At 59.9% G+C, this 9,790-nt stretch carries 10 protein-coding genes and 4 pseudogenes; 9 read left to right on the top strand and 5 right to left on the bottom strand.

The annotated features are described in order from the left end of the window. The 9 genes and pseudogenes from CWO89_RS35445 to CWO89_RS35405 all read left to right on the top strand — a co-directional run. A pseudogene (locus tag CWO89_RS35445) lies at positions 1–630 on the top strand (DUF3618 domain-containing protein); the annotation flags it as partial. 26 nt (positions 631–656) lie between these two features. After that, positions 657–1,220, top strand: a complete 564-nt coding sequence (locus CWO89_RS35440) for a hypothetical protein (protein WP_349644922.1) — start codon at positions 657–659, stop codon at positions 1,218–1,220. After that, positions 1,217–1,633, top strand: a complete 417-nt coding sequence (locus tag CWO89_RS35435) for a phage holin family protein (protein WP_130583064.1) — start codon at positions 1,217–1,219, stop codon at positions 1,631–1,633. Before CWO89_RS35440 ends, CWO89_RS35435 begins: the two co-directional genes overlap by 4 nt. Continuing rightward, positions 1,630–2,361 carry a hypothetical protein gene (locus CWO89_RS35430; RefSeq protein ID WP_130583063.1) on the top strand — a complete coding sequence of 244 codons (732 nt, stop codon included), beginning with the start codon at positions 1,630–1,632 and terminating at the stop codon, positions 2,359–2,361. The genes CWO89_RS35435 and CWO89_RS35430 overlap by 4 nt, the downstream gene beginning before the upstream one ends. 239 nt (positions 2,362–2,600) lie before the next feature. After that, entirely contained in the window at positions 2,601–2,981 is a 381-nt protein-coding gene (locus CWO89_RS35425; protein ID WP_463702992.1) for a response regulator, read from the top strand. 487 nt (positions 2,982–3,468) lie between these two features. Continuing rightward, a complete protein-coding gene (locus CWO89_RS35420) occupies positions 3,469–4,182 on the top strand; it encodes an HAD family hydrolase (protein WP_130583062.1) in 714 nt (237 codons plus the stop codon). 134 nt (positions 4,183–4,316) lie between these two features. Then, positions 4,317–4,598: pseudogene (locus CWO89_RS35415) on the top strand (hypothetical protein); the annotation flags it as partial. Positions 4,599–5,039: 441 nt separating this feature from the next. Further along, positions 5,040–5,240, top strand: a complete 201-nt coding sequence (locus tag CWO89_RS35410) for a hypothetical protein (protein ID WP_130583061.1) — start codon at positions 5,040–5,042, stop codon at positions 5,238–5,240. A gap of 1 nt (position 5,241) precedes the next feature. Continuing rightward, on the top strand, positions 5,242–6,555 hold the full coding sequence (locus tag CWO89_RS35405; protein ID WP_130583060.1) for an acyl-CoA desaturase: 1,314 nt from the start codon (positions 5,242–5,244) through the stop codon (positions 6,553–6,555). Between the two features lie 415 nt (positions 6,556–6,970). Here the strand turns inward: CWO89_RS35405 and CWO89_RS35400 are convergent, their stop codons facing one another. The 5 genes and pseudogenes from CWO89_RS35400 to CWO89_RS35380 all read right to left on the bottom strand — a co-directional run. Beyond that, positions 6,971–7,438, bottom strand: a complete 468-nt coding sequence (locus tag CWO89_RS35400; protein WP_130583059.1) for a hypothetical protein — start codon at positions 7,436–7,438, stop codon at positions 6,971–6,973. 302 nt (positions 7,439–7,740) lie between these two features. Next, positions 7,741–8,195 (bottom strand): annotated as a pseudogene (locus tag CWO89_RS35395) (YidB family protein). Between the two features lie 112 nt (positions 8,196–8,307). After that, a pseudogene (locus CWO89_RS35390) lies at positions 8,308–8,927 on the bottom strand (hypothetical protein). Positions 8,928–8,942: 15 nt separating this feature from the next. Then, entirely contained in the window at positions 8,943–9,263 is a 321-nt protein-coding gene (locus tag CWO89_RS35385) for a PepSY domain-containing protein (protein WP_130583058.1), read from the bottom strand. Between the two features lie 215 nt (positions 9,264–9,478). Next, positions 9,479–9,790: glycosyltransferase (locus tag CWO89_RS35380; RefSeq protein WP_130583057.1), on the bottom strand; the 312-nt coding region annotated here is incomplete at its 5' end.

Genomic DNA, 9,790 nt, shown 5'->3' with positions numbered 1-9,790 from the left:
GCGGCCGCCCCAGCGATGGAGAAGGCCGGGGGAAACATGGATGAAGGGGCGGAACGCGCGTGGGCTCTGCGCGGCGAGGTCAAAGACGGGCTCTCCTCAGCTCAAAGGCAGGCAGCCGGCGTCACCAACGATCTCCAGAGCCGGGCGGCTCAGGCTACGAATTTGGTCGGCGATAAACTCAGAAGCGGCAGGAATGCCGCCAAGGATGCGATCGAGCAGGCGCGCGCCACCGCAGCAGACACCGCATCCGCAGCCAAGGATGCGGCCGCAGCAGCGCCTGCAAAGGCCGGTCAGGTCATCGGCGACAACGCCGCGATGATCGGCGGCCTCGGCATCGCGATCGGCGCGATCATCGCCGCGGCACTTCCCGAGACCAAGGCCGAAGGCAAGTTGATGGGGAAGATGAGCGACAACGTCAAGCAGGCGGCGGACGAGGCGGCACAATCCGGATTTGAGCAGGCCAAGGACGCGACAATGTCGGCAGCCGACGCGGCGGCGAAAAGTGTCGAAGAGGCCGATCTCGGGGGACACGCCAGCCGCATGACGCAAAATATGGCCGACACGTTAAAGGAGTCCGCCGACGACGTCGTGAGAGCGGCCTTCAATCCTTCCCGAAACCCGAACACCTGAAAGAAACCGTCATGAGCGATTTGGACATGAATAAAAAGAATTTTACCCAGAACCAGAATACCAGCTCTTCGCAGGACCTGAAGAATCAGATGGGGGATGCCGGCGCCGAGATGAAGCGGCGCGCGGGCGACGCTTTGAGAGCGTCGACCGATGCTGCGCGCGACAAGTTCAAGGAAGCGGCTGATGCCGCCCAGAACGCGGCCTCTGGGACGGTGGACCAGATCGCGGTCCAGGCGCGGGACAAGCAGCGGTCGGGCGCCGATTTCATCGGGCGCTTTGCCGGCAACATCCGCGAAGCGGCTCGCGCGTTCGAGAACGACGCACCGTTCGCTGCCCGCGGTATCAATTCCGCCGCCGAATATGTCGACGACGCCGCCGAGAAAATCCGCAACGGAAGCTTCCACGACCTCGTCGACGGCGCCACCGACTTCGCGAAGCGGCAGCCAGCGGCGTTTCTCGGGATCTCGGTGCTTGCGGGCTTCGCAGCTGTCCGCTTCCTCAAGGCGTCCGGTGAGCAGTCTTCATCTTCGAATCGGTCCAACAATAGCTGGGAGCAAAAGTCATCCTCACAACGAAGCACAATGTCATGAGCATTCAGAACGATATCAGAACTAGCCAGCACGACCTTCGAACCATCTCTACGCTGCTGGGCGATGGGCTATCGCAGTTCGCTAAACTGTTTCAGAACGAGGTGGATCTCGCCAAGGCGGAATTCGGCGAGAAGGTTCAGAAGGTCGGCGGCGCGCTGGGTTTCATTGCGGGCGGCGCTGTCCTGGTGATCCCCGCCATCGTGATGCTGCTGTTCGCGCTGTCGGCGGCGTTGATCGCCGCAGGGTGGTCACAGCCAGTCTCCTACTTGACGTCAGCGATCGTGGCCGCCGTGATTGCCGGCGTGCTATTTGCGATCGGAATCAACCGGCTCGACGCGCGCAATCTGGCGCCGCGTGAAACCATCCGGCAGCTCGAAAAGGACAAGGACACCATGAAGGGAATGGTGCGATGAGCGGTACGCAAACTGGTTTTTTCGACAGTCTGGTGGCGGCGGTGCGGGAAAATCCCCTTGCCGCAGCGCTTATCGGAGGCGGCGCGGTTTGGTTGTTGGTCGGCGACGAGAAGCCGAAGAGCGCGGCGCGTTCGGCGACAGCGGCTCCGCCGACGGTCGATATCGGCGCTCGCAATGTTCGCGTGACCACGTCCGGGCTCCAACGGACCGCGGCGCCGCCGACCGCGCCTGAAATGGACCATGAGGGATCCTTCGGCGCCGGTGAAACCTTGCGCGACGCCGGTAGCACGGCTTCCGATGCCATGTCGGGAGCGGCCGATAAGATCCGTGACAGGTTCGACGAAGGTGTCGCCTATGCGCGCGAGAACATCGGCACGCTGGGCAATCCGCTTCCCGGAAAAGCGGCTCTCACGAAAGCGCAATCATCGCTGGCCGACGTGCTTGAGCGGCAGCCGCTCGTGCTCGGGGCTGTGGGCTTGGCAATTGGAGCAGCAGTCGCAGGTGCGTTGCGGACGTCCGACCTCGAGAACGAATGGATCGGTGACCTCAGCGACGACGTGAAGACTGATCTGAATGCGCGCGCCGGCGCGGTATCGCAGAGCCTGCGCGAAGCCTCCGATACGCTAAAGGCCGAACTTAGCGACACGGGCGCCGAAGCCGTCGATCGGGTGAAGCAGGCCGGCATCGATGCCGCAGACGCGGCACGGGAAAAGGTGAAGTCCCCTTAGCTGAAGCCCAGATCGAACCGGAGGAGCTTCAATGTGGTGGACGGTCGCGAAACAGGCGGCGACCAACTGGTGAGGCCATGGCAACACTCCTCGGGTCGCGCTTGGCGAGCGCCACATCTTTGCATCATCATTGCGACCGGCCACGCGGAGTTGCCGGAAGGTCCCGCTCAGTCTCAATGACTTGTCCGGACCCAGGATAGCGCGCGTGCCCTTTCAGACATTTAACAGTGGGAAAGCGAATGATGGAGAAAGAGCCGGGCCGTGCCGACAGCAAATTCGTTCTGGTTGTCGAAGATGAGCCGCTCCTTCTTCTCATGGCCGCAGACATGGTTGAGGGCGCTGGGCTGGAGCCGGTCTACGCGCGGAATGCAGATGAAGCGATCGATATCCTCGAATCGAGGAACGACATCAGTATTGTCTTTACCGATGTAAGAATGCCGGGTTCGATGGACGGAGTTACGCTTGCGGCCGCCGTGCGCGACAGGTGGCCGCCCATCAAGATCATGGTTGTCTCCGGCCATGTTTTGGCTGAACCGGACCTGCCCGAAGGGGCACGTTTCTTCAGGAAGCCTTACCCGTCGGACCAGATTATCTCTTCACTTCGAGAATTGGCGGCGTGAGCACATCGCGCCGATGATGCGCTCGGACTTGGCCGCGTCGCCCAGTTCGGGACGCGATATACGAGGTCTTGGTGAACCTCACCACCTTGTCGGGCTGCAGCCATGCTAAAGTGACTCTCTCTGGAACCTCCTGCCTCAGCTTTTCGAGGCAGGAATGCAGGCCGGTATCGCGAAGTGATGGCGAACCGCGGTGATCCGAAAAGGCGCAACCCCTCAGCCAGTTCTTGGTGATCAGCCGGCTGAGAGGGACGGGGAGGCGACAATGCATCGGCCGCCCGTGCATAAGACTTCGCGCGCTATGGATTTTCGCCGCGCAGTTTCGCAGTTGGTGGGGCTTGCGTACCGCGCGTTTGCGAACGTTTGATTTCTTGGTCGCCGTGACCGTCTCGATATCAGCGCCTGCCTAGCTCAATCGCGGTGATTAGGAACCAGCTCCGGAACCGGGGCATTGAAGTTGGCATTCTCTACCAAGTGCTGGAGCTGATCGATGTTTTCTGGGATCATTTTCGACGTTGAAGGGACGCTGGTCGACAGCGTGCCCCAGAACCTTCAGAGCTTGCAAGAAGCGCTCGAACGCTTCGACCATGAGGTGCCGTACGGCACGCTTCAGCTTTACTCGGGCCTCGACGGCGACCAGACGCTGCAGCTTTTGCTACCCGCTGCAGAAGAGCCAGAAAGGAAGGAAATCCTCAAAGCGCAAGGCGCAATCTACGAAGAGAAGTATCTCCAGGGCGTGCGGCCCTTCGACGGGGTCCGTGATGTATTTGCTTTCCTCGTCAATCGCGGTGGCCGGATCGCGCTCGCAACCGACTGCAAGGGCCCCGCGCTCAAGCGCTATCTTTCCTTACTGAAGGTGGACGATCTCATCAGCGCCACCGCCTGCGGCGACGATGTCGAGCACGGCAAGCCGGACCCGCGCCTTGTCGGTATGGCGCTCAGAAAGCTTGCGTTGCCCGCATCCCAAACCGTAATGATTGGCGACACGCCCTACGATGCCGAGGCGGGGCTCGAAGCCGGAACGGCGGCAGCTTGCGTACTCACCGGCGGCTTCACCACCGAAGCGCTCGTAGAGGCCGGCTGCTTTGCGGTCGCCGATGATTTGCGGGCTCTGCTTCCCAGTCTCGAATGCGGTGGACCAGACGCGATAAAAACCGCGCGCACGAGCAAGGCGCCTACGGCTTTGCAGCGCCGGAGCGTTTAGCATAGCGAAGAGTGCATTCTTTACGGAAACTATCCGCACACAAGCAAAGCTCGGGACAGAATCTCTCTTGCCCTAGATTTTTCAGCTGGCGCTTAGCACGGGTATTGCCGTCTAATCTACTGGTGCGGACAGATTCCACCTCGGGGCCTAATGCCAAGCGCTTCTTGGGTCCGCCGGCGTTGATCCAAGCGGCGCGTTGGATCAATGACTGTCGGGACGAGGTGACCGGCGAGCGTCTCGACATCCTGGAGGACCCTTTCCGGATTTATAGGTGCCATACGATCCTCAACTGCGCAAAGGCTTGTCCCAAGGGCTCTCTCCCTGGAGAAGCCATTTCTGAGTTGCGCCTCACGATGGTGGAGCGGAGGTGCCATGGCAGCTCTTTCATGCCACGACTCCCGTCCTGTTGCCGTTAGGTCGGCAATCCCCTTATCAAACCCTCCTCCCGGAGGGCTGCCCTCGGCGTATTTAACTTGTCCTCATCTGGCCGTGCACCTCGTGTACATGATCTGTCCATCAAGATCCGGGATTGCGCGGAGCACGTTGTTCCCTTGACCGTTCGCAGGCGCCACAAAAGGCAGGGTCCGAGATGCGACGCACTCGTTGCGTTCATTAAGCGCAACCAGGCCGAGATCGACAAAGCTGAGGAAGAGATCGCCAGCTAGGCGAAGGACGTTTCGCCTCAATGGCTCGACTGGACTGTCGCGCCGACATGGCACTGCTCAGCGCTCCGGCGGCTATCGGATGTGACGAGCCATAGATACTAGGCCTGAAGGGGGCGGAGCTACCTCCCGGTCGGCACAGGAACGCCCGAGGCCGAGTAAGGTTGAGTATGGCGCAAGCGTACGGAGGTGCGAATGTCCGACTATCCCAAACCGCCATTTCCCATCCAGAAGCAAACGGGCTTCACGCAGGCTATGAAGCCGCCTAAACGGTTGGCGCGAGCCAGCAGCGGAATTCTTTTTGTTGAGCGACTCAGGGTGCTCGCCAAACGATTTGAACCAGCGCTTGGGCCATCCTTTGCATACGCCCGACAAGAAGCCATTGGGACTTGTTGATATGTCGAAGATCCACGTCGGCGAACAGCATGATGATATCGTCTACCCGTCAGCTCTTCCATTTGCATTGATCCATCTGGGATGCGCCGCGGCGTTCTGGTCCGGCATTACATGGCAGGCCGCCGTTCTCGGTATCGCGATCTATTGGCTGCGCATGTTCGCGATCAGTGCGGGCTATCATCGGTACTTCTCGCATCGGTCCTACTCCACCGGCAGACTGTTTCAATTCATTCTTGCGGCGCTGGCTCAAAGCAGCGCCCAAAAGAGCATTCTGTGGTGGGCGGCCAAGCACAGGCGTCATCATTTGCATTCCGATTCTCATCGAGATGTGCATTCGCCCCGGCATAAAGGTTTCGTATACAGCCACGTTGGCTGGATTTTCGCGCGACAGCACGGTACGACTGATCTGGTGAAGGTTGCGGATCTCGCATCGTTTCCCGAATTAAGGTGGTTGCACAAATTTGAGGTCTTGCCCGCAATAGCACTCGCGGCCTGCTGTTTTCTCGTCGCGGGATGGTCAGGACTGGTGGTTGGGTTCTTGTGGAGCACGGTGCTGCTTTATCACGCAACCTTTTGCATCAACTCTCTCGCGCATGTTCACGGACGTAAGCGGTACGTAACCGGGGATGATTCTCGCAACAATTGGCTGCTGGCGCTGCTTACGATGGGCGAAGGCTGGCACAACAATCATCACGCCTATCAAAGCAGCGTTCGCCAAGGCTTTCGTTGGTGGGAAGTTGATATGACTTTCTACATCTTAAAGGCGCTATCTCTCCTGGGTATCGTCTGGAACCTGAAGGTGCCGCCTGAGCAGGTGAGGCGCAACCAACATCAGCTCGGAGCGAGGGTCATCAATCGAGCGGCCGAGCAGCTTGCCAGACGTTTCAACCCTGAGCGGATTGCGCTTGCAATTACATCAGCGATGCACTCATCGGAACTGTCAGCCCTGCCGGAAGCAATTAACGAAGCAAACAGTCATGCCGCCGACGCGCTGCCGGGCATTCATCTGAACAGGATGCCGACTCGCAACGAGTTGCTCGGTCGGGCACAAGCCATGTTCGCCCGTACGCGCTCGCTGGACGAAATCGTCGACCGAGCGTATCACGTTCTCCTTGAATCTGTGGCCTCGCATCTCGCCGCGTCTCCGCATGACGGTCCTCCAATTTCCAGGAAACTGCTTGATCCGTTCGACGTTCCGGATTCAACAGATATGACGGGGAATGGAAAAACCCCCGCCGGGCAGGCAGAGGCTTTTCTGGTACTTGGAGGGAGGCAGCTCCAAGTGCTCCGTCCCTATCCAGGCGGCTGGAGTTGAGACGACGAAGCCCATTGGTCAAGGTCTGTGGCTGTAGGGTCCGCTGACCCTTGTTTAGAACCTCTTCTCTATACGACGCCGCCAATGACGATGACTGAGCAGGCGAGCACTTCAAATGTCTGTCGGCTTACGGCGGCGCCTGATCAGCCAATAGACGCCGTAGCCAACGGCAAGGATCGGGAGGCGCCGCAGAGTGCGCTCTGATTCGCGACGTTGCGACGGACGTGGATGAACGGAAGTTGTTCGCAAACTTGGCCGATTACCTGAGCTTGCTCGCGTCGGAAGTAGAGCGCGCCATTGCAGCCAGGAAGGCGAGCGAGCTGTGAGCCGGCTATTCTGGCGCCTTGGCGCCATATGCACTTCGGTCCCCACTGGCTTGGTGAGTTTTGACTTGGGGCTGACGACCGAACGGCGGCTAGTTAGCCAGCGAGAGACTAATCCGGGTCACAACCGCATCCCACTGACGCTCTTCCGAGGCAGGATAATTGATCAACACGCAGTTCATGCTTCCATTGGCCCGGTTGCAGCGGTTGTACCAGACCCGGTCGTTACGAATGCTGGACACCGCGAAAAAGCGTGGTGTCACCCTTTTGTACTGGATGCCAGCAGGCGGTCGCTTCTTTGCGAGAAAAGTGGCAGGTGAGTCGTTCTCAGGATTGCGAACGGACTGCACAGTCAAATTTGCTCGGTGGTCCTTCGTAAAGAAACGCCGCCCCGTTCCGCCTTCTGGCGGTCCTGCGTCTTCGGTGAAAATTGTCACCGGGATATCGACGTTGGTCCCGGTGCTCGGGATCACGTATTTTCGCCATTCGGTGTTTGCCGCGGAGGCGAGTGCCGGAACGAGGCAGAAAACCAAGGCAACGAGTAGTCGGGGCGCGACCATGTAACGATCTCCAGTCAATGGAAAATAATCGAACGGATCAGTTTTCGTTCCAAGCGTGCTTCGCGCACGGCTGACGCTGACTTTGGACTGAGTTGCTTGGCACTACATCGCCGCTGTTGCGGCCACGCCAGCACTGGCAGACGAGGCTGGTGCCGGGGTTGGCGTTGGCCCTGTTGGCGCGGCGTAACTGTTGGCGAAAGTCACCGCGACTATGATCGGGGTCGGGGTCGGGACCGTACAGCAAAACTATTATAAGCATGGCAGCGGTCTGCACTGCCGAGGGCACTCAATAAGCTCCTACTTCACGCTGCGGGTAGATGGCCATCGGGCGTGTACCTGTCCACAGCAGCCGGCAGCTCGCGAGACAATCTGGCAAGCAGCTCTTCTTGCGAAAGCCCGGTCTGCTGCTCAAGTTTTTTCAAGTCGTCATCCCCGATCGCCTGCTTCAGTTCCGGAGGCGAGACCTTTTTATTTGGCCCCTGATTGATCCAGGATTGAGCCGCCTCGCCTTGACCATTTTGCTTGAATCTTTCGAGTAGCTCGCCGATCCCTCCACTGAGCAAGCTGCCCACCCCAGCCCCGCCCCACATCCCGCTCAGGTTGCCCAGCAGCCCACCTGGTGGCTGTCCGATGCCGCCCGGCTCGGGGCCGCTGGCGCCTGCGGCCTTGAGCAGTTCTGCCAGTTTGTCGCGGTTTGGTATCCCGCAATTGCGAGCAGAGCGAGAAGTGCAGTCATCGATGGCATGCCGCGGCTCATTTTCCACCCCGTCTTGCTGATGGCGCTAACGCCGGCGCGAAAGTTTCTGTTCCTGCGTGAGATGGTCGCCCTTCACGACGAACGACGACCCGCCGAAGCGGGTCGTCGATTGTTAGCGCATTCGCGCACCGTAGAGCTGACGCTCCTTGCGTACCTCCTCGGCTCCATAGGGCTTGCTCGACGGATCGAAGCTCTTCCAGCCCGATTTCCGCCAACCGGAGCTGCGCTCGCGAAGATTGACAGCGGACTGGTCGAGGATCGATTCCAACCGGGCGCGGTCGGTGTCGGCCACTCGTGCTGATACAAGCGTGCCACCGCGACGAACGCCTTCGGCATACAGCGGAGCCTCTTCTTCCGATATCCCCGCTTGGGTCAAGGCGCCAACGACGCCACCGGTGGCCGCGCCAGCAGCCGCGCCCGCCGCCGTGGAGACGAGCCACCCGGCGGCTACCACAGGTCCCAGCCCCGGAATGGCAAGCAACCCGAGTCCCGCCAACAAACCAGCTGCGCCGCCGACCCCAGCACCGATTCCAGCGCCTTTACCAGCCCCTTCGGCGCGATCATCCACGCCGTCGGCATCACGATCTATCTTTCTGTCGGCGCTGTACCAATTGTCCGAATATTGGCGACAATGCTGATCTCGGAGTGCGGCACGCCTGCCGCCTCCAGGCTAGTAACTACCCGTTGCGCATCGGCGTAGCTGTCATAGAGGCGCGAAATTGTAACAGTCATGTCGAGGTACCTTCTTTACTTAGCTGAGTTCACGTTGCCCTGAAAATCCACGCTGACATTGGTCGGCGAACCGCCTTTGTTAGCTTTGGCGCGCCATACGCCGTCGTCGTCCTTTTTCAAGGATGTAACATTCGAGTAGCCCGCTTCCTCGATCCTCGACTTTGCTTGGCCCTCGGTGAAGCTGTTGCGGCCAGCGACGGGGGCGCTCGAATTGTTTTGTCCCGAGCTGTTTACGGCGCTGTTGTTTGGGCCAGATTGGGCGGGGCGATTTTGCCCCATCGCCGGGCTCGCCGAGAGCACCGCAGTAGCTAACAATACAATTAAGGTACGTTTCATTGTTGTTCGTCCTCATTGAAAGATATAGACGTCCAACAACTGAGCGTCGAATGACGTGTTCCTATTTTTCCCGGTCGAGGTTGTCGCATCAGCGACGGCAGCGAGCCGCAAGGGCCTCAGCTTAGCGCCTCTTGAGCTGAACCTTCTTATTGCGACGTTCCCGGCATGTAAGCGCGCTGCGAATCCCACTACGCTCCCGGACCACGCGGACGCGGTCAGGTGGCGGAAGCAGCGCTCTCTTCACCCGCAAGCAACGTATGTCTGCGCTCTGGGGCGGAGCCGGCGTTCACCACCGACTGGTAATGCGAGACGTAGTCTACGGCCATCCGTCCTGCCGTGAAACGTTCCTCGAACCGCTCGCGCACGCGCCTGCGATCGAGGTCCCCCAACCGTTTCACGGCTTGAACAGCCTGTTCTTCGTCGTCGACCACAAAACCGGTGACGCCTTCGTCGATCACCTCGGGGACCGATCCGGAGCGAAATGCGATGACGGGCGTGCCGCATGCCATCGCTTCAATCATGACTAG

Origin of the sequence: Bradyrhizobium sp. Leo170 (genome assembly GCF_004296405.1) — a bacterium.
GTDB lineage: Bacteria > Pseudomonadota > Alphaproteobacteria > Rhizobiales > Xanthobacteraceae > Bradyrhizobium.
Note: the sequence above shows the minus strand (reverse complement) of the source record. Positions and strands in the feature narration are given on the sequence as shown.

What these genes read in the sequence shown, in the direction of transcription:
- CWO89_RS35440 (WP_349644922.1), top strand. Translation starts at nt 657, where the DNA reads ATGAATAAAAAGAATTTTACCCAGAACCAGAATACCAGCTCTTCGCAG.
- CWO89_RS35435 (WP_130583064.1), top strand. Translation starts at nt 1,217, where the DNA reads ATGAGCATTCAGAACGATATCAGAACTAGCCAGCACGACCTTCGAACC.
- CWO89_RS35430 (WP_130583063.1), top strand. Translation starts at nt 1,630, where the DNA reads ATGAGCGGTACGCAAACTGGTTTTTTCGACAGTCTGGTGGCGGCGGTG.
- CWO89_RS35425 (WP_463702992.1), top strand. Translation starts at nt 2,601, where the DNA reads ATGATGGAGAAAGAGCCGGGCCGTGCCGACAGCAAATTCGTTCTGGTT.
- CWO89_RS35420 (WP_130583062.1), top strand. Translation starts at nt 3,469, where the DNA reads ATGTTTTCTGGGATCATTTTCGACGTTGAAGGGACGCTGGTCGACAGC.
- CWO89_RS35410 (WP_130583061.1), top strand. Translation starts at nt 5,040, where the DNA reads ATGTCCGACTATCCCAAACCGCCATTTCCCATCCAGAAGCAAACGGGC.
- CWO89_RS35405 (WP_130583060.1), top strand. Translation starts at nt 5,242, where the DNA reads ATGTCGAAGATCCACGTCGGCGAACAGCATGATGATATCGTCTACCCG.
- CWO89_RS35400 (WP_130583059.1), bottom strand. Translation starts at nt 7,438, where the DNA reads ATGGTCGCGCCCCGACTACTCGTTGCCTTGGTTTTCTGCCTCGTTCCG.
- CWO89_RS35385 (WP_130583058.1), bottom strand. Translation starts at nt 9,263, where the DNA reads ATGAAACGTACCTTAATTGTATTGTTAGCTACTGCGGTGCTCTCGGCG.